This window comes from Streptomyces sp. NPDC002825 (assembly GCF_040295385.1).
Classification (GTDB): Bacteria; Actinomycetota; Actinomycetes; order Streptomycetales; family Streptomycetaceae; genus Streptomyces.
Window position 1 is genome coordinate 98,447 of the sequence record NZ_JBEOVH010000005.1, and the last position, 26,035, is coordinate 124,481.

Consider the following 26,035-nt stretch of genomic DNA (forward strand, 5'->3'; position numbering starts at 1 on the left):
TGACGGGACGGACGAGCGCTGCCGGGGCCGCGCGTGATCAGCTCGGCGCGGGGGTCCTGGGGACGGCCGTGGCCGGCGCGGCCGGCTGGTAGAAGATGTCGATGTCCACCTCTTCGCCGCCGACCATCAAGGTGTCCCAGGCGCCGCTCTCCCACAGGGTGCGCAGGGTCGAGGAGTCGAGCGTCTCCAGGTGGTTCCGGAGCGTCGTGTCGTCGGGCATGCCGGGGACGCGCGGTGCCAGCCGGTCGCGGATGCCCCGCAGCCGTTCCATGAGCGCGTCCATGTCCGCGCCCCGCTCCAGGTCCTTCCCCTCCGACTCCTCGATGCTCTGGGCGATCCTCTCCTTGATCGCGCGGCTGACGCCGTTCTCGTCGGTGGTGATCATCGTGTTCCAGGCACGGCTCTTGTGCCGGTACTGGAGCATGGACATGGCCGCTTCGTGGCGGGCGAAGTCGGCGTCCCGGAACGCCCGGCCGGTCCAGGCGCCGTTGAGGGACCGGGCCAGGGAGATGGCCGAGCCGAGACCGCTGTTGAGCCCGCGGCCGGGCCAGAAGTGGATCGCGTTGGCGGCGTCGCCGAGGAGGAAGCCGTAGGTCCCCGGGGTGGTCGACGTGGCCGGCAGCAGCCGGGTGGTGAACCGTGGCCGCTGCACCATGTCGAGCCGGAAGGCCGTGACGGCGCTCAGGTCCCGCTCGGCGACTCCGAACAGTGCCAGCCCCTCCCTCACCCGCCGCCACAGGGCCGAACCCCTGACCATGGCGGGCAGGAAGAGCGTGCTGTGCGTCGGGCACTGGAAGTCGCCGTGGTCGTCCCGGCCCATGACGCACGGGCGCGAGGCGATGCAGTCCTCGAAGACGTGCCGGACCGGGTCGATGCCGATCACTTCCGCGGCCTCGGCGTCGGTGAGCCGCATGTTCAGGAATCCCTCGCCGCGCAGGGCGTTGAGGAGGAAGCGGTTCTGGGCCACGGTCAACAGGACCGTCATGGGGTCCGTCAGGGTCGATCTGACGCGCAGACCGAGGACCACGTCCTGAATGTGCTGGCCGTTCAGCGAGTAGATGGATTTGTCGGCGTTGCCGAACCGGTCGGTGAAATACTCGCGCGTTCGGGAGCGACTCCCTTCGCAGACGGCGAGTACATGCCCGCGGGTCTCCGCCTTCTGATATTCGGCCGGGTCGAAAACCTCGGGTACCAGCCGGATCCGCTCCGGCTTCTCGTTGGCCAATTCGAGGAGGGTGTCCTCGATGTAGGCGATGCGCAGGTTCCTCGGTTTGCGGTCCCGGAGCGAATCGGGGCCGACCGGCCACATTTCGGAGTACGCGTCGCCGCGGAAGAGCCGGGCCTGCACCTCTTCCGGGAGGTTCAGGTACTGGCGGCTCTGCACGGTGACGACCTGCTGCCGCCTGACGTTGCCCTGCCCCGCGCTCTTCCAGACGACCTTCGCCCCGTCCTGGACCCACCGGCCGTCGTAGACGGTGATGGCCACGCGGGGCCCCATGAGGCTCTCCAGGAGGAGGGCGAAGCCCAGCCCGACGGGGCCGCCGCCGGTCACGGTGACGTTCAGCACCGGACCTGCCGCGAGGGTCGCCTCGGACGGGGTGACCGGTCCGAGCACGGAGAGGTCGAGGATGGTCTCCATCGCGTCGGCGGCTTCGAAGCGGAACGTCTCGGTGCCGATCTCGATGAGATCACCGGGCTGCAGTTCGTGCGAGGTGACACGCGTCCCGTTGACGCGTGTGCCATTGCTGCTGCCGCTGTCGTAGAGGATGAATCCATGGCGCTCGCGACGCACCTCGGCGTGAAAGCGCGAGACGTTCCCCACCGTTATCACCACGCTGTTGTCGCCATTGCGACCCAGGGTGAGCGGTGTGGTGCCGATCGGAAACTGCTGTCCCGCCAGAGAGCCCTGATGGCCGACGAGCCGAGGAGGCATGGGTCACCCAATTCCATGAGTCACGGATCCGATGACGAAATGCGAGACCGGCCGCCCAGACGAAACAGCACCCCCTGCGTCACACACGGCGAGCGGACCGGAACGCAGGGCTATGATATTCGGGCCCCGAGGCGGATGAGAAGGTGTACGGACTCATCGGTCATCACACGGTGACCATTCGGTGACGATGTGACACCGGAGTTCCGGCGGGGGATTGCTGGGGCCGATGTGCCGAAAAGCGACCGACGTGCGCAGGGGCGCGAGACCACGGGGGCGGCGCGCAGAAGGGCCCGCACGGCTGTCAGTCGTGCGGGCCCTTGTGCGTCAGCTTCGTCAGCCGGCGGACTCGCCCGCGTGCGGGCTCAGGACGTCCGCGCCGACCAGGATGAACAGCAGGATGCCCAGCGCGATCCGGTAGTAGACGAACGGCATGAAGGACTTCGTGGTGATGAACTTCATGAACCAGGCGATCACCGCGTAGCCGACGGCGAAGGCGACGATCGTGGCGAAGATCGTCGGGCCCCAGGAGACGCTGCCGTCCGAGGCGGCGTCCTTCAGCTCCATTCCTCCCGAGGCGAGCACCGCCGGGATGGCGAGGAGGAAGGAGTAGCGGGCGGCCGCCTCGCGGGTGTAGCCCATGAGCAGACCGCCGGAGATGGTCGCCCCGGACCGGGAGACGCCGGGGATGAGCGCCATCGCCTGGCAGACGCCGTAGATCAGGCCGTCCCGCACACCGAGGTCCCGGAGCGTCTTGCGCTCCCGCGCGGCCCGGTGCTTGCCGCCGATCTCGTCGCGGGCGGCGAGCCGGTCGGCGATGCCCAGGACCACGCCCATGACGATCAGCGTGGTGGCCGTGAGCCGCAGGTCGCGGAACGGGCCCTCGATCTGGTCCTTGAGCGTGACGCCCAGGACACCGATCGGGATCGAGCCGACGATCACCAGCCAGCCCATCTGGGCGTCGTGGTCCGAGCGCATGGCCCTGTCCGTGAGGGAGCGGAACCAGGCCGAGACGATCCGCGCGATGTCCTTGCGGAAATAGATGAGGACCGCGGTCTCCGTGCCGATCTGCGTGATCGCCGTGAACGCCGCGCCGGGGTCCTCCCAGCCGGCGAAGGCCGCGGTGAGACGGAGGTGCGCGCTGGAGGAGATGGGAAGGAACTCCGTCAGCCCCTGGACGAGTCCGAGGATGAACGATTCGAACCAACTCATGGGGCTAGGGCCGTCCCGTTATGTACGTGTGCGGTCAGAAGGTCGTGCGCAGCGTACATGCCCAAGATGACGGGCCCATGGCGAGGCCCCGGGCGCTACCGGAGCACCGACTCCCGCGCAGGCTGTGGCTCCACGGCCGCGGCGCCGGCCGCGGCCCGCAGGCCGTGCCGCTTGCGCCAGGCCACGACCGCCGCGCCGAGACCCGACAGGACGATGAACCCCGCCGAGAACAGGAACGCCGGCGAGCCCGGCGAACCGGCCTGGGCACCCGCCACCACGTACGCCGCCGTGTTCGGCAGCGAGCCGATCGCGGTCGCCACGAGGAACGGCACGTACCGCATCCGGGAGACCGCCGCGCAGTAGTTGGCCGCCGCGAACGGCACCCCCGGGAACAGCCGGATCGCCAGCATCGAACGGAACCCGTGCCGGCTCAGCTGCCCGTCCGCCGCCGTCAGCCAGCGGCCCCGCACGAACGGCCGCAGCGCGTCCTGCCCCAGGAACCGGCCCAGGGTGAACGCGATCCCCGCCCCGAGCACCGTCCCCGCGAGCGCGCCCGTCACACCGGCCGCCGAACCGAACAGCGCGCCCGCCGCCAGGTTGAGCACCGGACGCGGGACGAACGCCGCCGCGCACACCCCGTACGCGAGCCCGAACAGCAGCACCGCGCCGGCGCCGCTCGTGTGCGGCGGCCAGCCCGAGGCCAGCATTCGCTGCGGCTCGTAGAGCACCACGAGGGTGGCCGCCGTGAGCAGCAGCAGAGCCAGCAGTGACAGCCGCGCGCGGGGGGAGAGCAGGGCCCGGGAGCAGCGGACGGCGAGGGAGCCCGGCGGCCGGGGGACGGGAGCGAGCATTCGGGGAGAGTAACGGACGAGTCCGTAGGAGCGCCGTAATGTGCGTCATGTCCGTCCGGGGGCGTTGCGGGAGTGCCCGTCCGGGGGCGCTCCCCCGGCGTTCGTCCGGGAGCACCCCGGACCACGTGCTCAGTCCGGAGCGCGCCATGACCGAGAGGGTCCCATGTCCGACACCGCGCCGCCCGCGAGCGCCCTCGCCGACACCCTCCTGGACCGGCTCACCACGGTCTACCCCGCCGCGGGCAACCCCTTCCGGGCCCAGGAGATGGTCGCGTACATGAAGGGCGTGGCGCCCTTCCTCGGCATCCGCACCCCCGAGCGCCGCGCCCTGTCCCGCACGGTCCTCGCCGGCACCCCGCGACCCGACGAGACCGACTGCACCGCGATCGCCCTGCGCTGCTTCGCCCTCCCCGAGCGCGAGTACCACTACTTCGCCGTCGACTACCTCCGCCGGCACGTCAAGCGCTGCTCCTCCGGCTTCCTGCCCGTCGCCCGACGCCTCGTCACCACCGTCTCCTGGTGGGACACCGTCGACCACCTCGCCGCCCACGTCGTCGGCGGCCTGGTCGCGGCCGACCCCGCCCTCGCCGACGAGATGGACGCCTGGATCGACGACGAGGACCTGTGGGTCGCCCGCACCGCCCTCCTCCACCAGCTCCGCTACAAGGACGCCACCGACGCGGACCGGCTCTTCGCCTACTGTCTGCGCCGCTCGGCCCACCCCGATTTCTTCATCCGCAAGGCCATCGGCTGGAGCCTGCGCGAGTACGGCAAGACGGCCCCCGCCGAAGTCCGCGCCTTCGTCGCCGCCCACGGCTCCCGCCTCTCCCCGCTCTCCGTCCGCGAGGCCCTCAAGAACCTCTGACCCCATCCCGGCCGCCGACGCGGACAACTCCTGCGTGAGACTTGGCACATGACGCAGACGGGGATGCGGGCGAGGAAGCGGACGGCACTGGTGCTCGGGGCCGGTGGGCTCGTCGGGGCCGGCTGGGAGACCGGGGTGCTGCGCGGGCTCCTCGACGCCGGAACCGACCTGACCCGCGCCGACCTCGTCGTCGGCAGCTCCGCCGGGGCCGTCGTCGCGGCGCGGCTCGCCTCCGGGCGGGGCGGGCTCGACGCGCTGTACGAGGAGCAGCTCGACGGGGAGGCCGCCGAGCCGGCCGCGCGGCTCGGCGTCCCGACGATCCTCCGGTACGCCGTCGCCGTCCTCCGGTCCCGTACCCCGAGGAGTACGGGCGCAGGCTCGGCCGGCTCGCCCTCGCCGCGCCCACCGTCGCCGAGGCCGACCGTCGCGCGACCGTCGCCCGGCGGCTGGGCCGGGCCGGGGACTGGCCCGCGCGGCCGCTCCTCATCACCGCGGTCGACGCCGAGACCGGCGAGCTCACCGCGTACGACGAGGACAGCGGGGTCCCGCTGACCGATGCCGTCACCGCGAGCTGCGCCATCCCCGGCGTGTGGCCTCCGGCGACCATCGGCGGGCGTCGCTGGATCGACGGCGGCATCCACTCCACGGCCAACGCGCACCTGGCCGCGGGCTACGACCGGATCGTCGTCGTCGCGCCCAGCGCGCGGGGGAGCAAGGTCGTGCACTCGCCGGAGCGACAGGGCGCGGAGCCGGCGGCCGGTGGGGCGCGGGTCGAGGTGATCACGCCGGACGAGGCGTCCCGGAAGGCGATGGGGCGGAACGCGCTGGACCCAGCGCGTCGGGGCGCGGCGGCGCGGGCCGGGCGGGTTCAGGCGGAGGCCCATGCGTCGGCCGTCGCGGCGGTGTGGTCGGACTGACGGTCCGGGTCGGCCCCGGCGGCGCCGTGCGGGGAGCCGCACCCGGCACCGGAGCAGGGGGGGCGCCCCCCTCGCGCGCAACGGCACAATGAAGGCGTGAACGAGAGCATTCCCGTCGTCCGTGAGGTCGATCAAGGTACCGCGCGCCTCATGCCCGATGTCGACCGGGAGCGGGCCTGGCTGCTGACCGTCGACGGTGCGCCCCAGTCGTACGTCGATCTCGACGATCCGGCCTACCTGGAGTTCGAGTACGCGCGGCGTCTCGCCCATGTCGTCGACGGCGCCGCCGAGCCCGGCGTGCCCCTCGACGTCCTGCACCTGGGCGGCGGGGCGCTGTCGCTGCCCCGGTACGTCGCCGTCACCCGGCCCGGCTCGCGGCAGGACGTCGTCGAGGCCGACCGGGGGCTGCTCGCCCTGGTCGAGGAGCACCTGCCGCTGCCCGAGGGCTCGGGGACCACCGTGCACGGGGCGGACGCCCGGGCCTGGCTGGAGGCGGCACCGGACGCCTCGGCCGATCTGATCGTGGGCGACGTCTTCGGCGGCTCGCGCGTCCCCGCGCACCTCACCTCCGTCGAGTACGCGCGCGAGGTCCGGCGCGTGCTGCGGCCCGGCGGGCTCTACGCCGCCAACCTGGCCGACGGCGCGCCGTTCCCCTTCCTCCGCTCCCAGCTCGCCACCTTCGCCGCCGTCTTCCCCGAGCTCGCGCTCGTCGCGGAGCCCGCCGTGCTGCGCGGCCGCCGCTTCGGGAACGCCGTCCTCGTCGCCTCCGGCCGTGAGATCGACATCGCCCACCTCGCGCGGCGTGCGGCGGCCGACGCCTTCCCCGCGCGCGTGGAGCACGGCGAGACGCTCGTCCGCTTCACCGGCGACGCGGAGCCGGTCCTCGACGCCGGGGCCGTACCGTCACCCGTTCCCCCGGAGGGCGCCTTCGGCATCGGCTGAGGTCCCGGCGGCCCCCGCGGCGCCCGCGACCTCCTTCGTGTGGGTGCGCCGCGTCAGGTTCCGTACGTCCGGCACGAACAGGACGAGCGCGGTGACCAGCACCATCAGCGCCGCCGCGCCCCACAGCGCCTCGCTCCGGCCGAACGCGCTCTCGGCCGGGCCCGCGAGCGCCGTCGACAGCGGCAGCAGCGCCGTCGAGCCGAACCAGTCGTACGCGGAGACCCTGGACAGCTTCTCCTCCGGGATCTCCTGGTGCAGGGCCGTCATCCACGAGACGCCGAAGACCTCGATCGCGACCCCGCTGACGAACATCGCCGTCGTCAGGCCGGCCGCGTCCAGCGGCACCGCGAGCGCCGCCGAGGGAAGCGCGATCGGGAACACGCACAGGGTTCCGACGAACAGCATCCGGCGCGGTTTCCACCGGGTCATCAGGACGGCGCCCGCGACCGTCCCCGCCCCGTACGCGGCGAGCGCGATGCCCCAGGGGCGCGAGCCGCCCAGCTCGTCCCGGGCGACCAGCGGCCCGTACACCGACTCGACCGCGCCGATCAGCCCGACCACCACGGAGAACTGGGCGACGATCGACCAGAGCCAGGGCCGGCCGACGAACTCCTGCCAGCCCTCCCGCAGATCGGCGAAGAGTCCGCCGCCGGGGGCGCGGTCCGGGATGCCGCTCACGTCGAGGAAGGCCCGCAGACCGCCCGCGACGGCGAAGGCGACCGCGTCGATCACGAGGACCCAGCCCGGTCCGACGAAGGCGACGAGCGCGCCGCCGAGCGCGGCGCCGCCGATGGCCGCGCCGTGCATCGCCATCCGGAAGACGGCGAAGGCCCGCCCGGCCTGCTCCCCGCTGACGCTGGCCATGAGCATGCCCTCGGCCGCCGGGTTGAAGAAGGCCTGGCCGGTGCCGCAGAGCGCGGTGAGCACCATCATCTGCCAGATGCGGGCCTCGCCGGAGAGCACGAGGACGGCGAAGGCGGCCTGGGAGACGCAGTTGAGGGCGTTGGCCGCGACCATCACCCGGTGCCGGGGCAGCCGGTCGGCCACCGCGCCGCCTATGAGCAGGAAGAGGACCAGCGGCAGGAAGCGGGCCATGGCGACGAGGCCCACGTCGCCGGCGTCGCCCCCGGAGTCGAAGACCGCCCAGGTGGTGGCGATGAGCGCGCCGTGCGTGCCGAGGTTGGTCACGATCGTGGCGGCGGTGAGCAGGAGGTAGTTGCGGCCGGCCCACTCGGGGCGGCGGGAGCGGGGCGCTGCCCGGTGGGGGGAGGGGGAGGAGGCGGGTGTGGTCACCCCGGGACTATCCCCGTCCCCTCCCCGTACTGCCAACCCGATATCCGGACGGTCCGTCAGGGCACAGGCACCCGACGGTCGGAGCCACCGGAGCCACCGGAGCCACCGGAGCCACCGGAGTCACCGGAGCCACCGGGACCCTCAGGGCCACAGGGACGCCCGGGGCCACCGGGACCGGCGGGGCCGGGCCCGGTGGCCGGGGAGGTCAGGACGACGGGGCGAGCCGGACCGTGGAGAGGATCTGCCGGATCGTCGCGTCGGGCAGCTCGTCCTTGACGCCGTCGGCGGCGTAGAGCACCCAGGTCGAGAAGTCGCCCGCGGCGTTCTTGAAGGAGAAGGCGATCGACTTCCCGTCCGTCTCGCACTTGTTGCGCTTCTTGACGTTCGGCGCCGTGGCCGTCGCCATGCTGCCGGTGAGACCGGACTTCGTCGTGTACGACTCCGGCTTGCTGATCTTGATGGTGCTCTGCGGCATGTGCTGCGCGTAGCCGCCCCACACCCAGGTGCCGGCCTCGCTGCGCGCGAGGGACATGGTGTCCTTGGCGCCCTGGCCGCCCTTGGTGCCGGCCGTGGACAGGCCCCAGGTCTCCTCGGTGCCGTTCTTGTCGACGTCGTACGTGCACCAGTTGCTCTTGAAGCTCGTGGGGCTGGACATCGTCACGAGCGGGGTGCCGCCGCCCTTCTTCTCGTCCTCGAAGAAGGCGATCGAGCCCGGCTTGTGCACCTCCCACTCGGGCGGTACGTCGAAGAGGGTGCCGTACTTCGGGTTGTAGACGACCTTCCAGCCGGGGATCGTCGGCTGCTGGGCCGCGCCGTCGCGCGGGTTGGCGATCCCGGAGGACTGGCTCGGGCCGGGCGCGGACGAGGGGTCCGCGGAGGCGGTGGCCGTGACGGACCCCTTGGGGTCCTCGGCGACGTTCTTGCCGTCGTCGTCGTTGCCGAGCACGAGGAAGCCGGTGACTCCGGCCGCGACGACCACGGCGGTGGCGGCGACGATCGCCACGATCGTCGTCTGCTTCTTCTTCCCGTCGTCCGGCCCGCCGGGCTGTCCGGGCCCCGGCACGGCGTACTGCGCCACGGTCGGCTGCTGGTACGGGTTCGGGTAACCCGGCTGCTGCCCGTACCCCTGCTGCGGGTAACCCGGCTGCGTCGGCGGCTGCTGCGGATAGCCGGGCTGCGTCGGCGGCTGCTGGTACCCGGGCTGGGCAGGCGGCTGCTGATACGGGTTCGGCTGCTGGTACCCCGACTGCTGGTAGGGGTTCTGACTCTGGTCCTGCGGGTTCTGCTCGCCCCCGGGCGGCTGCTGTCCTGGCCACATGGCCAGTAACCATAGAGGTGCGGGGGCCGCCCGACCACGCCCGCCCCCGCGCCGGGGACGGGAGAGGGGATGGCCAAGGCTGCTACTCGTGGGTAACATCACGGTCCATGAGCGCAGACCAGATGTCCGTCGGCGAGATGCTCGCCGCCACGGTCCCCATGGCCGGAACCCTGAACCTGGAGTTCCTGGAGACCACCGCCGAGCGCGCCGTCGTGCGCCTCCCGGACCAGCCCGCCTACCACAACCACGTCGGCGGCCCCCACGCCGGAGCGATGTTCACCCTGGCCGAGTCCGCCAGCGGCGCCATCGTGCTCGCCGCCTTCGGTGACCAGCTGGGCCGCGCGGTCCCGCTCGCCGTCAGCGCCGAGATCGGCTACAAGAAGCTGGCCATGGGCGTCGTCACGGCCACCGCCACCCTCGGCCGCCCGGCCGCCGAGGTCGTCGCCGAACTCGACGCCGGAGAGCGGCCGGAGTTCCCGGTGCGGATCGACATCACCCGCGAGGACGGCGCCGTGACCGGCGAGATGACGGTCGTCTGGACGCTGCGCCCGAACTCCTGATCCCGGGACGCGCGCGTACCGCCCCCGCACCCCGCCCGGGTGCGGGGGCGGTCGCGTTCCCGCAGGTGCCGTCCCGGAGTCGAGGTCCGTTCGCCCTGACCAGGTAGGCTTCCTCGGCGTGCCCGCCGACGTGCGTGCCGGGCCATCGAGCAGCTGAGCAGCCGACACGGGAGGAACCGCGTGCACGTCCAGGAGTGGCTGGAGACGATCCCCGCGGTCGCCGTCTACGTCCTTGTGGGGGTGGTGATCGGGCTCGAGAGCCTGGGCATCCCGCTCCCCGGTGAGATCGTGCTCGTGAGCTCGGCGCTGCTCGCCTCGCAGCACGGCGAGATCAATCCGTACGTCCTCGGGGCCTGCGCCACCGCCGGCGCGATCGTCGGCGACTCGATCGGTTACGCGATCGGTCGCAAGGGCGGACGGCCGCTGCTCGCCTGGCTGGGCGGGAAGTTCCCCAAGCACTTCAGCGAGGCCAACATCGGGCTCGCCGAGAACTCCTTCCAGAAGTGGGGGATGTGGGCGGTCTTCTTCGGCCGCTTCATCGCCCTCCTCCGGATCTTCGCGGGCCCGCTCGCCGGTGTGCTGCACATGCCGTACTGGAAGTTCCTCATCGCCAACGTCCTCGGCGGCATCCTCTGGGCCGGCGGCACCACGGCCGTCATCTACTCGGTCGGCATCGTCGCCGAGGCCTGGCTCAAGCGCTTCTCCTGGCTGGGCCTCGTCCTCGCCGTCCTGATCGGCATCGCCTCGATGCTGATCGTCAAGAACCGCGCCAAGAAGGCGGCGGCGCAGCGGGCCGAGGCCGCGCAGCCGGAGCCGGTCCCGGCGGCGGACTGAGGGCGGGCGGTACGCGTACGCGACGGAGGGCGGCACCCGGGAACGGGTGACCGCCCTCCTTCACGTACGGCTCACTCCTCGAAGGCCTCGGCGTGGCCCTTGGCGAGCAGCAGGTACATCTCGGCGTTCAGCCGGATGCCCGCCTTCTCCTCGTCGGTCAGAGGGCGGCGCACCTTGGCGGGGACGCCGGCGACCAGCGAACCCGGCGGGATCTCCATGCCCTGCGGGACGAGCGCCTGGGCGGCGACGAGGGAGCCTGCGCCGATCCGGGCTCCGTTGAGGACGGTCGCGCCCATGCCGACCAGCACGTCGTCCTCGATCACGCAGCCGTGCACGGTGGCGTTGTGGCCGACGGTGACCCGGTCGCCGATGGAGACGGGGAAGCCGGGGTCGACGTGGACGGTGCAGTTGTCCTGGATGTTGGAGTCCTCGCCGATCGCGATCGGACCGCAGTCCGCCCGCAGCACCGCGTGGTACCAGATGCTGGCGCGGGCGCCGAGGGTGACCTCCCCGAGCACGACGGAGGTCGGGGCGGTGAAGGCGGTCGGGTCGATCTGCGGCTCCTTGCCGCCCACTCCCTTGATCAACGCCTCTGTCATGGTTCGCTCCTGATGGTCGGATCCGCAGATCGTCAGCCGTCGTGTCACGCCCGGGGATGCCCCCGGCCGCAGCCTATGCCGTGCTCATGACGGACATCACAGCGCACCGCACTGATCAGGCACGACGGCGCCGACTACGGTGGCCGGGTGCCCAGGAACAGAAACACGTTCTCATCCCTCGCCGCCTGGCGGCGCCGGGTCCTCGCCCGTGCCGTGCAGGGCGGCTGGCGCTGGGTGCAGCAGGCCGGCTCCGTCACCGCCGAACACCCCGGGAAGCTGCGGTTCCGCCGCCTCGGGGCGGGCACCCGGCTCGCCTTCCCGCAGGGCACGGTCTTCGGCGACCCGTGGATCGAGATCGGCGAGTGCTGCATCATCGCCGAGCAGGTCACGCTGACGGCCGGGATGCTGCCGGACCTCGACCTCGGCAAGGACACGGTCCTGACCCTCGGCGACGGCGTCGTCCTCGGGCGGGGCAGCCATGTCATCGCCGACGCGAGGGTGACGATCGGCTCGGACACCTACTGCGGCCCGTACGTCTACATCACCTCGACCAACCACAGTTACGACGACCCGGACGAGCCCGTGGGCCGGCAGTGGCCCCGCTCGGAACCCGTCACCATCGGACCCGGTTGCTGGCTCGGCACGGGCGCCGTGATCCTCCCCGGGGCGCGCCTCGGCCGGAACGTCGTCGTCGCGGCGGGCGCGGTGGTGCGGGGTGAGGTGCCGGACCACTCGGTCGTGGCGGGCGCCCCGGCGAAGGTCGTCCGCAGCTGGGACCCGGAGAACGGCTGGCAGCCCCCGCTCCGCACCCCGGCCCCGACCCCGATCCCGGAACACGTCACCCCGGAACAGCTGGCGGCCCTCGCGGTGTGGGAGGCGCAGCGCACGGGCAGCTCGGAGTCCGTCCCGTCGTGATCCGACGCGCTGCGGTCCGTCGGGCGCGGGGGTGGCTGCTCGGCTAACCCGTCGCCAGGAGGACCGTGCCGACCAGGGCGAGGCCGGCCCCCGCCGCCTGGACGGCGCGGAGGCGTTCCTTGAGGATGCCGCGGGCCGCGAGGGCCGTGACGACCGGGTAGAGGCTGGCGAGGACGGCGGCGACGGTGACCGGGCCGCGCTGGGCGGCGAGCGCGTACGTGCCGTTGGCGGCGACGTCCGCCAGGCCCACGAACGCCAGCGCCGGGACCGCGGCGCGGACCGCCGCGAATCCGCCCTCCGGGAGCGCGCGGCCGCCTCGCCGCACCGAGGCGTACAGGGCGCCGCCGCCGACCAGGACGTTGGTGACGCGCTGCACGAACAGGGCGAGGAACAGGCCCGTGACCGTCGTGGACGCCTCCGCGATCAGTGTCATCACCGACCCGAAGCCGAAGGCCGCGACCAGGGTCAGCAGGACCGCCTGGCGCTGGACGGGCGCCCCGCGCAGCTCCGGTCCGCCCGCGAGCACCACGCCGAGGATCGCCACCGCGATGCCGGCGAGCTGGAGCAGCCCCGGCCGGTCGCCGACGAGGAGGCCGACCGAGACGGGGACGACGACACCGAGCGAGCCGAGCGGCGAGACCACGCCCATCGGGCCGAGCGCGAGCGCCTTGTAGAAGGCGAGCATGGCCGCCGGGCCGACGACGCCCGCCCCGACCGCGTACCAGAGCTGGGGTCCCGCCTCGGTCCAGGCGCCGGTCGCGAGGACGATCGTGCCGAGGACGAGCACCGCGAGGGTCTGGGAGACCGCCACGACGGTGAGGGCGGGGATCCGCCGGGTGAGGAGCCCGCCCCCGAAGTCGGCGAGGCCCCAGAGAAGGCTGGTGGCCAGGGCGAACAGGGCGGTCATGAATCCTCGCAGGGGCGTGCGGCAGTACAGTGCAGTGAACCATCGGGTGCACCCCACCGTAGTTCAGTGCATTGAACTCTGTCATCCAGAATATTGGACGGAATGTGTCGGACCTCGACCAGCTCACGCAGTCGCTCGCCCGGAACCTGAAGCGCTGGCGCAAGGAGCGGGGATTCACCCTGGACGCGCTCGCCGCCCGCGCCGGCGTCAGCCGCGGCATGATCATCCAGATCGAGCAGGCCAGGACCAACCCCAGCGTCGGCACCACCGTGAAGCTGGCCGACGCCCTCGGCGTCTCCATCACCACCCTCCTCGACTACGAGCAGGGCCCCCACGTCCGCCTCGTCCCGCCGGACCAGGCCGTCCGCATGTGGTCCACCTCCACCGGCAGCCACACCACGCTCCTGGTCGGCACCGAGGCCCGCGGCCCGCTGGAGCTCTGGTCCTGGACCCTCATGCCGGGCGAGGGCAGCGACTCCGACCCGCATCCGGGAGGCACGGTCGAGCTGCTGCACGTGACCGCCGGGACGCTCACCCTGATCGTGGACGACGAGGAGCACCCGCTGCCCGCCGGCACCTCCGCCGTCTTCGAGGCCAACGTCGCCCACTCCTACCGCAACGACGGCGACGAACCGGCCGAGATGACGATGGCGGTCTCCATCCCGCCCGTACGCTGACGCCCGAACCCTGAGACGGGTCCCCCTCCACGGGCTCGCCGTTGTTAGCGTGAAGCGCATGCGCGCACCCATCGGAGACTTCGACGACGCCCGGCCCGCCCCCGACTGCCTCGACCTGCTGACCGAACCCGTCGCGGCCGCCGTCCGCGCCTGGGCCGGTCCCGTCCCCGCCGACCGGCTGGTGTACGTGGACACCGACCCGGCCATCGCCGACACGGCCGTCTTCGTGGAGCACTACGGGCCCGAGCTCCTCGACGCCTCCGCCAACTGCGTGGTCGTCGCGGGCAAGCGCGGCGAGACGACGACCCTCGCCGCCTGCCTCGTGAAGTCGGCGACCCGCGTCGACGTCAACGGAGTCGTCCGCAAGCATCTCGGCGCCCGCAAGGCCTCGTTCGCCCCGATGGACACCGCGACCGGCGAGACGGGCATGGAGTACGGCGGGATCACCCCCGTCGGCCTCCCGGCCGACTGGCCCCTCCTCGTCGACGCCGCCGTCGTCGACACGGAGTGGGTCCTCGTCGGCAGCGGCCGTCGCCGGGGCAAGCTCATCGTCCCCGGCAAGGCCTTCGCCCAACTCCCCGGCGCCGTCGTCCTGGAGGGCCTCGGCGTCCCCGTCGGCTGACCCTCGGCCCCCTCTCAGCCCAGGCGCGGTATCTCGATCGCGGGGCAGCGGTCCATGACCATGTCGAGGCCCGCCTCGCGCGTGCGGGCGAAGGCCTCGTCGTCGATGACGTCGAGCTGGAACCAGACAGCCTTGGCGCCGATGGCCACGGCCTCGTCGGCCACGGCGCCCGCCAGCTCGCTGTTCACGAAGACGTCCACGACGTCGACCGGGAACGGGATGTCGGCGAGCGAGGCGTACCCCTGCTCGCCGTGGACCGTCTCCGCCTTCGGGTGGACCGGGACGATCCGCTTGCCGAAGCGCTGGAGGACCGCCGCCACCCCGTACGCGGCACGGGCCCGGTTCGACGAGAGGCCGACCACCGCCCATGTGTCGCCCGTGGACGTCAGGATCCGCCGCACCGTCTCCGACGCGGAGTACGCGGTGGGGTCCGTGGTCGTCGTGTCTACGCTCATCGCTTCTGCTGCCTCTCGTCGGCGCGGCCCGTCCTCCCCGTGAACGAGCCGCGCCGGGCCGTGATTCCCGTACGACCGTGTCGGCGGCCCCTGAGATGTCCCCTACGGGCCGGTCATCCCTCCCACGCCCGCCGTTCGGCCTCGCGCGGGGCCTCGACGAGGGACGGCAGGCCCGGGCCGAAGGTCATCACCGGGTGCGGACCGGTGCTCGCCACCGGCGGGGAGCGGGCGGCGCTCCTCACGACCCTCCGGGCCTGGCTCGACCACGGCTGCTCGGCCTCGCGGGCCGCCGACGAGCTCTACTGCCACCGCAACACCGTCCTCAACCGCATCGGCCGCATCGCCGAGCTCACCGGCCCGTCCAGCGAGTGCGGCGACGCCCGGCTCGGCCGGGCCCTGGCGCTCCGCGCCCTCCCGTACGCAGGACCCGGGGCGGGAGGCCCCGAAGCAGGCCCCGAACCCACCGGCGCGGAACCCGGGCCCGGCGGGCCGTAGCGGGGCCCCGGTCCCGGCGGGCAGCCACGCCCAGCAGAGCCTCCGCACACTCCGCCCCTGCGGCCCGTAGCGCACCCGGAAGAGCCGCCGCATGTGCCCGCCCCGGCGGAACGTAGGCTGGTCGGATGCAGGAGCAGTACCGCACGCCGGCCCGCGAGGGTGTGCACGAGACCGAGATCAACCGCTCGCGCTTCCTCTGCGCGCTCGCGCCCGTCGCCGACGAGCGGGAGGCGCAGGAGTTCGTCGCGCGCATCCGCCGGGAGCACCCGACCGCCACCCACAACTGCTTCGCGTACGTCCTCGGTGCCGATGCCTCCGTACAGAAGGCCAGCGACGACGGCGAGCCCGGCGGCACCGCCGGGGTCCCCATGCTCCAGATGCTGCTGCGCCGCGAGATGCGGTACGTCGCCGCCGTCGTCACCCGCTACTACGGCGGCGTGAAGCTCGGCGCCGGCGGTCTGATCCGCGCGTACGGCGGGGTGGTCGGCGAGGCGCTCGACGCGCTCGGCACCGTCACCCGGCAGCGGTTCCGGCTCGCCACCGTCACCGTCGACCACCAGCGCGCGGGCAAGCTGGAGAACGATCTGCGGGCCACCGGCCGCGCCGTGCGCGACGTGCGGTACGCCGACGCCGTCACGATCGAGATCGGCCTCCCGGACGCGGACGTCCCCGCCTTCCGCGGCTGGCTCGCCGACGCAACGGCGGGCACGGCCTCCTTCGAACTCGGCGGCGAGGCGTACGGGGACGCGTGATGCGTCACACCTGAGGTGCCGAAGGCCGCCTCCGCACCAGGGACCGCCCCACGCACGCGCGTGGACCCGCCCCGCCCACCCTCCCGCTCGGGATAGCGTGGTGGGCGCACATCGACGCGTGCATCCAGGGCGCACATCGAAGCGCGCACCCAAGCGCGCATCGGGACGCGCATCGGGACGCGCATCGAAGCGCGCATCGGGACGCGCGCATCAACGACGACCGGCGGCGAGGAGCGGGGCACATGCGGGGTGGGACGGCATCGTGAGGCTCCTGCACACCTCGGACTGGCATCTCGGCCGGTCCTTCCACCGCGTCGGCCTCCTCGAAGCCCAGGCCGCGTTCCTCGACCACCTCGTGGCGACCGTCCACGCGCACGACGTGGACGCCGTCCTCGTCGCCGGGGACGTCTACGACCGTGCCGTGCCCCCGCTGCCCGCCGTCGAGCTCTTCGACACCGCGCTGCACCGGCTCGCCGAGGCCGGGGTGCCCACCGTCATGATCTCCGGCAACCACGACTCGGCCCGCCGGCTCGGCGTCGGCGCCGGACTCATCGAACGGGCCGGCATCCACCTCCGTACCGACCCCGACGGCATCGGCACCCCCGTCGTCCTCAGCGACGCCCACGGCGAGGTCGCCCTCTACGGACTGCCGTACCTCGAACCCGCGCTGGTCCGCGAGCGGCTCGGCGCCGAGAAGGCCGGACACGAGGCGGTCCTCGCCGCGGCCATGGACCGGGTCCGCGCCGACCTCGCCGGCCGGCCCGCGGGCACCCGCTCCGTCGTCCTCGCCCACGCCTTCGTCGCGGGCGGCGCGCCCAGCGACAGCGAGCGGGACATCACCGTCGGCGGTGTCGCCGCCGTCCCCACAGGGATCTTCGACGGCGTCGACTACGTCGCCCTCGGCCACCTCCACGGCAGCCAGACCCTCACCCCCCGCGTCCGCTACTCCGGCTCGCCGCTCGCCTACTCCTTCTCCGAGGCCGACCACCGCAAGACGATGTGGCTGATCGACCTCGGCGAGGACGGGACGATCACGAGCGACGTACGGCTCGACTGCCCCGTGCCGCGCCCCCTCGCCCGGATCCGGGGACGGCTCGACGACCTCCTCGACGACCCCGCGCTCACCCCGCACGAGCAGTCCTGGGTGGAGGTCACCCTCACCGACCCCGTGCGCCCCGCCGAGCCCATGGCGCGGCTCACCGCACGCTTCCCGCACACCCTCAACCTGGTCTTCGACCCCGAGCGCACCGCCGACGACCCCGGCGCCTCCTACGCCCAGCGCCTCCGGGACCGCAGCGACCAGCAGATCGCGGAGGACTTCGTGGCCCACGTACGCGGCGGCGCCGCCCTCGACGGCGCCGAACGGGCCGTCCTGTACGGGGCGTTCGACGACGTCCGCGTCGACAGCGCCGAGCGAGAGGTGGGCCGGTGAGGCTGCACCGCCTGGAGATCACCGCGTTCGGGCCGTTCGGCAGCACGCAGAAGATCGACTTCGACGCCCTGTCCTCCGCCGGGCTCTTCCTCCTGCACGGGCCGACCGGCGCCGGCAAGACCTCCGTCCTCGACGCCGTCTGCTTCGCCCTGTACGGGAGCGTGCCCGGCGAGCGCCAGACCCGCGGCGCCACCCTGCGCAGCGACCACGCCCCCGTCGGCACGTACACCGAGGTCCTCCTCGAACTGACCGTGGGGGACCGGCGCCTGGAGATCACCCGCCGCCCGGCCCAGCAGCGGCCCAAGAAGCGCGGCGGCGGCTTCACCACCGAGAAGGCGCAGACCTGGCTCCGCGAGTACGACCCCGCCACCGGCGAGTGGGCCGGCCTCAGCCGCTCCCACCAGGAGATCGGCGAGGAGATCGCCCAGCTCGTCGGCATGAGCCGCGAGCAGTTCTGCCAGGTCGTCCTGCTCCCGCAGGGCGACTTCGCCCGCTTCCTGCGCGCCGACGCAGAGGCCCGCGGCCGGCTCCTCGGCCGGCTCTTCGACACCCGCCGGTTCGCCGCCGTCGAGGAACGCCTCGCCGAGCTGCGCCGCGCCGCCCAGCAGCAGGTCGAGGACGGGGACGCGCGGCTGCTCACCCTCGCCCACCGCATGACCCAGGCCGCCGGCGGCCTCGACGCCGCCCGCAGCCCCGTCGAGGGCCGGCCCGGCGACCCCGGGCTCGCCGACTCCGTCCTCACCTGGGCCGCCGTCGCCCGCGCCGAGGCCCGGGAGGCCCTCGACATCACCGCCGTGCGCCTGGCGGCGGCCGAGAGCGGCCGGGCCGCCGCGCGCGCCGCCCTCGACGCGGCGAACGACCTCGCCGGCCGGCAGGCCCGGCACGCCGACGCGCTGCGCCGCCGCGAGCGGCTCACCGAGCAGGCCCCCGAGCGCGACCGCCTCCAGGACCGCCTCGACCGGAGCCTCAAGGCCGACCGGGTGGCCCCCGCCCTCGGACTGCGCCGGGACGCCGAGCGCGAGCACGCCGCCGCACACCGCGCCCGCGAGCAGGCCCGCGCGCAGCTGCCCCCGGACCTCGCCGACGCCGGCGCCGAACACCTCTCCGCCCTCGAACACCGGCTCCGCGAGGAGCTCGGCGGACTCGACGCGGCCCGCCGCGCCGAGCGCCGCGCGACCGCCGTCGCCGAGGAGCGCGCCGTACTCGCCCGTGAGGCGCGCGCCGACGAGGACGCCCTGCGGGACGCGGCCGACTGGCTCGCCGGCTGGGAGCCGCGCCGCGCCGCCCTCACGGAACGCGTCGAGGCCGCGCGCGACGCCGCCGCGCGCGCCGAACACCTGGCGGGCCGCCTGGACCCGGCGCGCCGCCGGCTCGCCGCGGCCCGCCGCCGCGACTCCCTCGCCGAGGACACCCGGACGGCCGAGACCCGTCTCGCGGACGCCCGCGAGCGGCGCAACGCCGCCCACGAGAGCTGGCTCGACGTCAAGTCCCGGCGCCTGGAGGGCATCGCCGCCGAACTCGCCGTCACCCTCACCCCGGGCGACCCCTGCCAGGTCTGCGGCTCGACCGCCCACCCGGCGCCCGCCCGTACCACCGCCGACCATGTCGACCGCGCCACCGAGGACGCCGCCTACGCGGCCTACACCCGCGCCGAGGAGACCCGCACGGCGGCCGAACGCGAACTGGCCGTCACCCGCGAGTCCTGGTCCGCGGCGCGTACGGAGGTCCAGACGGGGGAGTCCGACGCCGAGCCCACCGTAGGCGAACTGTCCGACGAGGCCGACGAGTTGGCCCGGCTGCACGCCGAGGCGCACGCACTCGCCGGGCAGACCCACAGTGCGCGGGAGACGCTCGCGCGGGCCGAGCGGGAGTACGAGGAGCGGGTCGCCGCGCAGCGGGAGGCGGAGCGGCGCGTCGCCGCGCGGACCTCGCGCCGGGAGGCCCTGGAGCGGGAGCAGTCCGCGCTCGACGAGGAACTCGCCCGGGGGCGAGGCGCGTTCGCCAGCGTGGCCGAACACGCCACCCGCCTGGAGCGGCGCATCGCCCTCCTGGTCGACGCCGCCGCAACCGTCCGCACCGCCGAACTCGCCGCACAGCGGCTCAAGGAGGCCGACGACCGGCTCGCCGACGCCGCCTACCGGGCGGGGTTCGCCACGCCTGCCGAGGCGGCCGGCGCCCTCCTCGGCGAGAGCGAACGACGCGAGCTGCAGCGGCGCGTGGACGCCTGGCAGGCCGAGGCGGCGGCCGTCGCGGACCGGCTCGCCGAGCCCGGGACGGCCGAGGCCGCCGCCCTGCCGCCCGCCGACCCCGCCGGGGCCGAGGCCGCGCACACGGCGGCGGAACGCGCGCTCCGCGAGGCCGACTCCGCCCTCGCCGCCGCACGCGAGCGCGCCACCGGACTCGACGGACTCTCGCGGCAGGCCGTCACCGAGGTCCGGCGCCTCGGGCCGCTGCGCGAGGAGTACGACCGGGTGGCCCGGCTCGCCGCCCTCACCGCCGGCACGTCCGCGGAGAACGAGCGCCGGATGCGCCTGGAGTCCTACGTGCTCGCCGCCCGGCTCGAACAGGTCGCGGCGGCCGCGAGCGCCCGCCTCCAGCGCATGTCATCGGGCCGCTACACCCTCGTCCACTCCGACGCCCGTTCCGGCGGCAAGCGGTCCGGCCTCGGGCTGCACGTCGTCGACGCCTGGACCGGCAACGAACGCGACACGGCCACGCTCTCCGGCGGCGAGACCTTCTTCGCCTCCCTCGCGCTGGCCCTCGGCCTCGCCGACGTCGTCACCGACGAGGCCGGCGGGGTCCGGCTCGACACCCTCTTCATCGACGAGGGCTTCGGCAGCCTCGACGAGCAGACGCTCGACGAGGTCCTCGACGTCCTCGACTCGCTCCGCGAGCGGGACCGCAGCGTCGGCATCGTCAGCCACGTCGGCGACCTGCGCCGCCGGATCCCGGCCCAGCTGGAGGTCGTCAAGGCCCGGCAGGGCTCGGCGGTCCGGCTGCGGACCGGTGGGGAAGCGCTCAGCGGCTGAGGGAGCGGCGGGGCAGCGGGGAGGAGTAGACGACGCTGGTGGTCACCGCGCCGAGCGTGGCGATCTTCCCGCTGATCGACTCCAGGTGCTTCATGGAGCGGGCGGCGACCTTGAGGACGAAACAGTCGTCGCCGGTGACGTGATGGGCTTCGAGGACCTCGGGCGTCGTGTCGATCAGGTCGTGGAACGGCTTGTAGTTGCCGTGCGGATAGCGCAGCCGTACGAACGCGAGGATGGGCAGGCCCAGCCGGTCCTGGTCGACGATCGCCGTGTACCCCGTGATCACCCCGGCGTCCTCCAGGCGCCGGACCCGCTCCGTCACCGCGGACGGGGACATGGACACCGCGCGGGCGAGGTCGGCGAAGCTGGCGCGGCCCTCGGACTGGAGGGCTTCGAGGATGCGCCAGTCGGTGGCGTCGGGGGTGTAGGCGTCGCTCATGGGGAGAGATTCGCAGGGGAATCCCCGGTCGATCAAGCGAACGACCGGGGATTCTCGGCATCCGAACGGCTCAGAGCCGGGAGATCTCGTCCACCAGGTCGTCCAGGCCCAGCGGGCCCAGGGAGAGCGCCGCCATGTGCCAGGCCTTCGCGTCGAAGGCGTCGCCGTGGGCGGCCCGCGCGTTGGCGCGGCCGAGCAGCCAGGCGCGCTCGCCCAGCTTGTAGCCGATCGCCTGGCCCGGCATCGACAGGTAGCGGGTCATCTCGCTCTCCACGAAGGACGGCGGGCGGCTGCTGTGCATCTGGAAGAACTGCTGGGCGAGCTCCGGAGTCCACCGCTCGCCCGGGTGGAAGGGCGAGTCCGCGGGGATCTCCAGACCGACGTGCATGCCGATGTCCACGATCACCCGGCACGCCCGCATCATCTGGCCGTCGAGGTAGCCGAGGCGCCGCTCCGCGTCGGGCAGGAAGCCGAGTTCGTCCATCAGGCGCTCCGCGTACAGCGCCCAGCCCTCCGAGTTCGCGCTGACCTTGCCGATCGTCGCCTGGTAGCGGGAGAGCCGGTCGGCGACGTGCACCCACTGGGCGAGCTGGAGGTGATGGCCGGGCACGCCCTCGTGGTACCAGGTCGAGACCAGGTCGTACACGGGGAAGCGGGTCGCGCCGTCCACGGGCAGCCAGGTGCGGCCGGGGCGCGAGAAGTCCTCGGAAGGGCCGGTGTAGTACGGGGCGGCGGCGCCGCCCGGCGGGGCGATCCGGGACTCCACCCGCCGTACGCGCTCGGCCAGTTCGAAGTGGTGCCCGTCGAGCGCCGTGATGGCCTCGTCCATGAGCTGCTGGAGCCAGACGCGGACCTCTTCGACGCCCTCGATGTGGGTGCCGTGCTCGTCGAGGTGGGCGAGCGCCTCCCAGGGGTCGGAGCCCGGCAGGATGCGCTCGGCCTCGGTCCGCATCTCGCCGAGGAGCCGGTGGTACTCGGCCCAGCCGTACGCGTACGCCTGGTCGAGGTCCAGGTCGGTGCCGTTGAAGAAGCGGGTCCAGCGCTGGTAGCGCTCGCGGCCCACCGTGTTCGGGGCGTCGGCGACGGCCGGGGCGTACACGTCCCGCATCCAGTCCCGCAGGACCGCGACGGCCGCGGTGGCGCCCCGGGCCGCCGCCGCGAGCTCGTCCTTGAGCTCCGCGGGCAGGGTCTCGGGGCCGGCGGCGGCGAACTCCTCGAACCAGCCCGGCCTCCCGCCGTCGTCGCCGCCCGCCCACTCGGTGAGCTGCTCGACGAAGGTGGCGGTGGGGCGCGGCCCGGCGAAGAGCTTGCGCTCCAGGCCGAGCGCGAGCGAGGCGCGGTAGCCGTCGAACGCGGCCGGGACCGCGCGCAGCCGGGCGGCGACCGCCGTCCAGTCCTCCTCGGTCCCCGTCGGCATCACGGTGAAGACCATGCGGACGCTGTGCGCGGGCGAGCGCATGTTGCTGACCGTGCAGAGGCTCTCCTCGGCCTCGTAGATGGCGAGTTCCGCCGTCAGCCGCTCCCGCAGCAGCCGGGCGCAGCGCCGCTCGGCGTCGTTGTCCGCGCCCGGGGCCCGCTCCGCCTCGTCGAGCCGGGCGAGCGTGCGGCGGGCGAGGTCGGCCGTCGCACGCTGCCAGGCGGGGGAGAAGTCCGGCAGCCGTCCGGCGCTCTCCTTGACTCCCAGGAACGTACCGGTGATTGGGTCGAGGGCGATGAGTGCGTCGACGTAGTCGTCGGCGACCTGGCGGGGCAGCAGGCTGCTGGAAGTGTCTGGCATGGGGGTCATCCTGGCGCCTCCGGAGGGCCCGCGTCACCCTCGTCCGGGCTCAGTCGGCTGACAAGGAGGGGCCGGGGGAAGGCGGCAGGAGGGGGCCGCACTCCCACTGCTGGAAGATCAGCCGGGTCTCCACGCGGGCCACCTCGCGGCGCGAGGTGAACTCGTCGAGGACGAGACGCTGCAGGTCGGCGGGGTCCGCCACGGCCACGTGCACCAGGTAGTCGTCGGGCCCCGTGAGATGGAACAGCGCCCGGGACTCCGGCAGGGCCCGGATCCGGTCGACGAACGGACCGATCAGTTCACGCCGGTGAGGGCGGACCTGGACCAGAAGCAGTGCTTCGAGCCCACGCCCGAGTTTGGCCGGATCCAGACGTAGCCGGTGTCCGAGGACCACTCCTGTGCGGCGCAGCCGGGCCACCCGGTCGAGGCAGGTGGAGGGTGCGACGCCGACCTCGGCGGCGAGTTCGCGGTAGGTGGTCCGGGCGTCGTTCTGCAGGAGGCGAAGAATGTGCAGATCGACCGCGTCCAGTACGACGGAATCGGCCATCTGGCGAACGTAGCACGGCTGATTCCCGCTACTTCCCGGTATCCGTTCACAGTGCCGCCATGGACGCCATGGATCACGGCCTCTCGGCCACCCCGAGGGCCCTTGCCACCGAAGCCGTGCACGCCGGCCGCGAAGACCTCGCCGGACTCGGGCTGCACGCCCCGCCGCTCGACCTGTCCACCACCTACCCCTCGTACGACGCCCGGGCCGAGGCCGCCCGGATCGACGAGTTCGCCACCACGGGCGCCCGGCTCGACGGCCCGCCCGTCTACGCCCGGCTCGACAACCCGACCGTGGCCCGCTTCGAGGAGGCCCTCGCCCGCCTGGAGGGCGCCGAGGCCGCCGTCGCCTTCGCCAGCGGCATGGCCGCCCTCAGCGCCGTGCTCCTCGCCCGCGCGAGCCAGGGACTGCGCCATGTCGTCGCGGTCCGCCCGCTGTACGGCTGCAGCGACCACCTCCTCGACGCAGGGCTGCTCGGCACCGAGGTGACCTGGACCGACCCGGCGGGCATCGCCGACGCGATCCGGCCCGACACCGGCCTCGTCATGGTCGAGTCGCCCGCCAACCCGACCCTGGCCGAGGCCGACATCCGGGCCCTCGCCCACTCCTGCGGCTCCGTCCCGCTGCTCGTCGACAACACCTTCGCCACCCCGGTGCTCCAGCGCCCGGTCCAGCAGGGCGCCCGCATCGTGCTGCACAGCGCCACCAAGTACCTCGGCGGTCACGGTGACGTCATGGGCGGAGTCGTGGCCTGCGACGAGGAGTTCGCCCGTACCCTCCGTCAGGTCCGCTTCGCCACCGGCGGGGTGCTCCACCCGCTCGCCGGCTATCTGCTCCTCCGCGGCCTCTCGACCCTTCCGGTACGGGTCAGGGCGGCGTCCTCGACGGCCGCGGAGCTCGTCCGGCGGCTCGCCACCGACCCCCGCATCGCCCGCGTCCACTACCCGCGGATCGGCGGGGCGATGATCGCCTTCGAGGTGTACGGGGACCCGCACGAGGTGATCGCCGGGGTACGGCTCATCACCCCGGCGGTCAGTCTCGGCAGCGTCGACACCCTCATCCAGCACCCGGCCTCCATCAGCCACCGGATCGTGGCCGAGGGAGACCGGCGCTCGGCCGGCGTCAGCGACCGGCTGCTGCGCATGTCGGTCGGTCTTGAGGACGTCGAGGACCTGTGGCGCGATCTGACCCGGGCGCTCAGCGCTCCGCCCGCCGGGCCCCTTCGTGCTGCTGCTCCTGCTGCGTCAGGGCGTCCGGCCGCGGTGCCGGGGCCAGCCGGGCGGTGATCACCAGGGTGCCCTCCTCGATCTGGTAGTCGAGGGGGAGGTTCAGCGCCCGCATCGCGGCCACCATCCCCGTGTTGGAGGACTGCGTCACGGCGTACACGCTGTCGCAGCCGGTCTCCTCGGCCATCGCCACCAGCCGGCCGAGGAGCTCGGAGCCGATGCCGCGCCGCTGCCAGTCGTCCTCGACGAGGAGGGCGACCTCCGTCTCGTCGCCGTCCCACAGCAGGTGGCCGAGGGCGACGAGCCGGCCCGAGGCCGTCTGGACGGCGAGGGTGCGGCCGAAGCGGGGGCTGAGCAGGTGGCCGAGGTAGCGGTCGGCGTCGCCGACCGGGCCGTGGTAGCGCAGGCCCAGGGTGCGGGCCGAGCAGCGGTCGTGCATGGCGCGCGCGGCGGCCAGGTCGCGCTGGTCGGCCCGGCGGACGGTGATCTCGTTGCCCTCGGGCAGGGTCAGCACGTCCTGGCTGCGCGGGACGCGGGGGCCGAGCCGGGCGTCGAGCTCGACGAGGGCGCGGGCCCGGGCGAACTCCGTCGGGGTGAACGGCAGATAGGGCCGCTCGATGATGAGGGTGCCGCCGTGCGGGTCGCGCAGCCGCATCACGGTCTCCTCCAGGACGCCCTCGACCGGGGCCTGTTCGCCGGTGGGGCGGCCGGTGAGCGAGACCGCCGGCACCGAGTGGAGGGTGCAGCGGCCCAGCAGCTGGCGCAGCGCGAGCGGCAGTTCGGCCGCGTCGAGGGCGGTACGGGTGGCCAGGCCGAGGACCCGGGTGGGGGTGTCCACCAGGTCGTGGGCGTCGGCCCGCTCGGTCCAGGTGTCGCGGCCGCCGGCGGTCGCCGTCTCGCGTGCGAGGGCCTGCGCGGAGAGGTCGGCGGGGGCGCGCAGCAGGAACTCGTCGACGGTGCCGTCGCCCAGCGGGTGGGTCTGCAGGGTGAGGATGTCCACGCCCAGGCGGGCGAGGACGGTGCACAGCGCGGCGAGACTGCCCGGGGTGTCCGCGACGGTGGTCCGCATCCGCCACAGCGTCGTCTCGGCGGGCGGCGTGGGCTCCTCCGCTTCGTCGCGCGCGGGTGCCGGCACGGCCGCCGCGGTGAGGTGCCCGCCGGTGTCACCGGCGGGAGGGGCATGGCTGGCATGACTGTGCCGCCGCGCCCACCAGGTGTGGAACCCGGCGGTGGCGACCAGCGCGATCGCCGAGAAGACCAGGAGGTAGGGGCCGTCGGGGCCCTTGGCGATGGTCTTGGCGATCGTGTCGGCCACCACCACGGCGGTGAACATGGCGGCGAGCTCGATCAGGTCGTGCCGCCAGTGGTGCGGACGGCGGGTGCTCTTCGAAGACGTCACATCGGTCATGGCTTCACTGTGACCCAGCGGTGTTGCGTGATC

26 protein-coding genes are annotated in these 26,035 nt (G+C 73.6%); 14 read left to right on the plus strand and 12 right to left on the minus strand.

The genetic code is table 11. The features are described 5' to 3' along the window. Positions 1-37: 37 nt before the first annotated feature. The 3 genes from ABT041_RS08940 to ABT041_RS08950 all read right to left on the minus strand — a co-directional run bounded on the left by ABT041_RS08940 (position 38) and on the right by ABT041_RS08950 (position 3,993). On the minus strand, positions 38-1,933 hold the full coding sequence (locus ABT041_RS08940; protein ID WP_351181330.1) for an FHA domain-containing protein: 1,896 nt from the start codon (positions 1,931-1,933) through the stop codon (positions 38-40). A gap of 333 nt (positions 1,934-2,266) precedes the next feature. Further along, positions 2,267-3,142: an undecaprenyl-diphosphate phosphatase gene (locus ABT041_RS08945; protein ID WP_351181333.1), complete on the minus strand. Its 876-nt coding sequence runs from the start codon at positions 3,140-3,142 to the stop codon at positions 2,267-2,269. Positions 3,143-3,237: 95 nt separating this feature from the next. Beyond that, positions 3,238-3,993: a TVP38/TMEM64 family protein gene (locus ABT041_RS08950; protein WP_351181336.1), complete on the minus strand. Its 756-nt coding sequence runs from the start codon at positions 3,991-3,993 to the stop codon at positions 3,238-3,240. 163 nt (positions 3,994-4,156) lie between these two features. On the opposite strand from ABT041_RS08950, the gene ABT041_RS08955 reads away from it, so the two are divergent. The 4 genes from ABT041_RS08955 (at position 4,157) to ABT041_RS08970 (ending at position 6,717) form a co-directional block, all read left to right on the plus strand. Beyond that, positions 4,157-4,858: a DNA alkylation repair protein gene (locus ABT041_RS08955; RefSeq protein WP_351181339.1), complete on the plus strand. Its 702-nt coding sequence runs from the start codon at positions 4,157-4,159 to the stop codon at positions 4,856-4,858. Positions 4,859-4,906: 48 nt separating this feature from the next. After that, positions 4,907-5,410, plus strand: coding sequence for a patatin-like phospholipase family protein (locus ABT041_RS08960; protein WP_351181342.1), 504 nt, complete (start codon positions 4,907-4,909; stop codon positions 5,408-5,410). After that, the gene (locus tag ABT041_RS08965; RefSeq protein ID WP_351181966.1) at positions 5,305-5,775 is read left to right on the plus strand and encodes a patatin-like phospholipase family protein; all 471 of its coding nucleotides are present in this window, start codon (positions 5,305-5,307) and stop codon (positions 5,773-5,775) included. Before ABT041_RS08960 ends, ABT041_RS08965 begins: the two co-directional genes overlap by 106 nt. A gap of 96 nt (positions 5,776-5,871) precedes the next feature. Continuing rightward, positions 5,872-6,717 (plus strand): spermidine synthase, encoded by an 846-nt coding sequence (locus ABT041_RS08970; RefSeq protein ID WP_351181345.1) that lies wholly within the window; start codon positions 5,872-5,874, stop codon positions 6,715-6,717. Here ABT041_RS08970 and ABT041_RS08975 read toward each other — a convergent pair. Then, positions 6,679-8,010: an MFS transporter gene (locus ABT041_RS08975; protein ID WP_351181348.1), complete on the minus strand. Its 1,332-nt coding sequence runs from the start codon at positions 8,008-8,010 to the stop codon at positions 6,679-6,681. The genes ABT041_RS08970 and ABT041_RS08975 overlap by 39 nt on opposite strands. A gap of 205 nt (positions 8,011-8,215) precedes the next feature. Then, positions 8,216-9,328, minus strand: coding sequence for a DUF8017 domain-containing protein (locus tag ABT041_RS08980; RefSeq protein ID WP_351181351.1), 1,113 nt, complete (start codon positions 9,326-9,328; stop codon positions 8,216-8,218). Between the two features lie 107 nt (positions 9,329-9,435). On the opposite strand from ABT041_RS08980, the gene ABT041_RS08985 reads away from it, so the two are divergent. Next, positions 9,436-9,888 (plus strand): DUF4442 domain-containing protein, encoded by a 453-nt coding sequence (locus ABT041_RS08985; protein WP_189803803.1) that lies wholly within the window; start codon positions 9,436-9,438, stop codon positions 9,886-9,888. A gap of 180 nt (positions 9,889-10,068) precedes the next feature. Beyond that, entirely contained in the window at positions 10,069-10,722 is a 654-nt protein-coding gene (locus tag ABT041_RS08990; RefSeq protein ID WP_351181356.1) for a DedA family protein, read from the plus strand. Positions 10,723-10,793: 71 nt separating this feature from the next. Here the strand turns inward: ABT041_RS08990 and ABT041_RS08995 are convergent, their stop codons facing one another. Then, positions 10,794-11,321 (minus strand): gamma carbonic anhydrase family protein, encoded by a 528-nt coding sequence (locus ABT041_RS08995; protein ID WP_351181359.1) that lies wholly within the window; start codon positions 11,319-11,321, stop codon positions 10,794-10,796. Positions 11,322-11,468: 147 nt separating this feature from the next. Here ABT041_RS08995 and ABT041_RS09000 point away from each other — a divergent pair, with 147 nt between their 5' ends. Continuing rightward, the gene (locus tag ABT041_RS09000; protein ID WP_351181362.1) at positions 11,469-12,236 is read left to right on the plus strand and encodes an acyltransferase; all 768 of its coding nucleotides are present in this window, start codon (positions 11,469-11,471) and stop codon (positions 12,234-12,236) included. A 43-nt stretch (positions 12,237-12,279) separates the two neighbouring features. Here ABT041_RS09000 and ABT041_RS09005 read toward each other — a convergent pair whose 3' ends face one another. Next, the gene (locus tag ABT041_RS09005; protein ID WP_351181365.1) at positions 12,280-13,143 is read right to left on the minus strand and encodes an EamA family transporter; all 864 of its coding nucleotides are present in this window, start codon (positions 13,141-13,143) and stop codon (positions 12,280-12,282) included. 104 nt (positions 13,144-13,247) lie between these two features. Here ABT041_RS09005 and ABT041_RS09010 point away from each other — a divergent pair, with 104 nt between their 5' ends. Beyond that, positions 13,248-13,820, plus strand: a complete 573-nt coding sequence (locus ABT041_RS09010; protein ID WP_351181368.1) for a helix-turn-helix domain-containing protein — start codon at positions 13,248-13,250, stop codon at positions 13,818-13,820. 58 nt (positions 13,821-13,878) lie between these two features. Beyond that, complete coding sequence (locus ABT041_RS09015; RefSeq protein WP_351181371.1) at positions 13,879-14,442, plus strand: YbaK/EbsC family protein; 564 nt, start codon at positions 13,879-13,881, stop codon at positions 14,440-14,442. Positions 14,443-14,456: 14 nt separating this feature from the next. Here the strand turns inward: ABT041_RS09015 and ABT041_RS09020 are convergent, their stop codons facing one another. Beyond that, on the minus strand, positions 14,457-14,897 hold the full coding sequence (locus ABT041_RS09020) for a CoA-binding protein (RefSeq protein ID WP_351181373.1): 441 nt from the start codon (positions 14,895-14,897) through the stop codon (positions 14,457-14,459). Positions 14,898-15,101: 204 nt separating this feature from the next. Between ABT041_RS09020 and ABT041_RS09025 the strand changes: the two genes are divergently transcribed. The 4 genes from ABT041_RS09025 (at position 15,102) to ABT041_RS09040 (ending at position 20,605) form a co-directional block, all read left to right on the plus strand. Then, positions 15,102-15,392, plus strand: coding sequence for a helix-turn-helix domain-containing protein (locus tag ABT041_RS09025; RefSeq protein WP_351181376.1), 291 nt, complete (start codon positions 15,102-15,104; stop codon positions 15,390-15,392). Between the two features lie 125 nt (positions 15,393-15,517). After that, complete coding sequence (locus ABT041_RS09030) at positions 15,518-16,144, plus strand: YigZ family protein (protein WP_351181379.1); 627 nt, start codon at positions 15,518-15,520, stop codon at positions 16,142-16,144. Between the two features lie 262 nt (positions 16,145-16,406). Next, entirely contained in the window at positions 16,407-17,576 is a 1,170-nt protein-coding gene (locus ABT041_RS09035; protein ID WP_351181382.1) for an exonuclease SbcCD subunit D, read from the plus strand. After that, on the plus strand, positions 17,573-20,605 hold the full coding sequence (locus ABT041_RS09040; protein WP_351181385.1) for an AAA family ATPase: 3,033 nt from the start codon (positions 17,573-17,575) through the stop codon (positions 20,603-20,605). Before ABT041_RS09035 ends, ABT041_RS09040 begins: the two co-directional genes overlap by 4 nt. Here ABT041_RS09040 and ABT041_RS09045 read toward each other — a convergent pair. The 3 genes from ABT041_RS09045 to ABT041_RS09055 all read right to left on the minus strand — a co-directional run bounded on the left by ABT041_RS09045 (position 20,595) and on the right by ABT041_RS09055 (position 23,368). Further along, positions 20,595-21,044, minus strand: coding sequence for an Lrp/AsnC family transcriptional regulator (locus tag ABT041_RS09045; protein ID WP_351181388.1), 450 nt, complete (start codon positions 21,042-21,044; stop codon positions 20,595-20,597). The two genes, ABT041_RS09040 and ABT041_RS09045, sit on opposite strands and share 11 nt — an antisense overlap. A 70-nt stretch (positions 21,045-21,114) precedes the next feature. Then, on the minus strand, positions 21,115-22,821 hold the full coding sequence (locus ABT041_RS09050; RefSeq protein WP_351181391.1) for a DUF885 domain-containing protein: 1,707 nt from the start codon (positions 22,819-22,821) through the stop codon (positions 21,115-21,117). 49 nt (positions 22,822-22,870) lie between these two features. Next, positions 22,871-23,368 carry an Lrp/AsnC family transcriptional regulator gene (locus tag ABT041_RS09055; protein ID WP_351181394.1) on the minus strand — a complete coding sequence of 166 codons (498 nt, stop codon included), beginning with the start codon at positions 23,366-23,368 and terminating at the stop codon, positions 22,871-22,873. A gap of 59 nt (positions 23,369-23,427) precedes the next feature. On the opposite strand from ABT041_RS09055, the gene ABT041_RS09060 reads away from it, so the two are divergent. Then, positions 23,428-24,654, plus strand: coding sequence for a trans-sulfuration enzyme family protein (locus ABT041_RS09060; protein ID WP_502976416.1), 1,227 nt, complete (start codon positions 23,428-23,430; stop codon positions 24,652-24,654). Here ABT041_RS09060 and ABT041_RS09065 read toward each other — a convergent pair. Further along, entirely contained in the window at positions 24,566-26,002 is a 1,437-nt protein-coding gene (locus tag ABT041_RS09065; RefSeq protein WP_351181397.1) for a GNAT family N-acetyltransferase, read from the minus strand. The two genes, ABT041_RS09060 and ABT041_RS09065, sit on opposite strands and share 89 nt — an antisense overlap. Between the last annotated feature and the right edge of the window lie 33 nt (positions 26,003-26,035).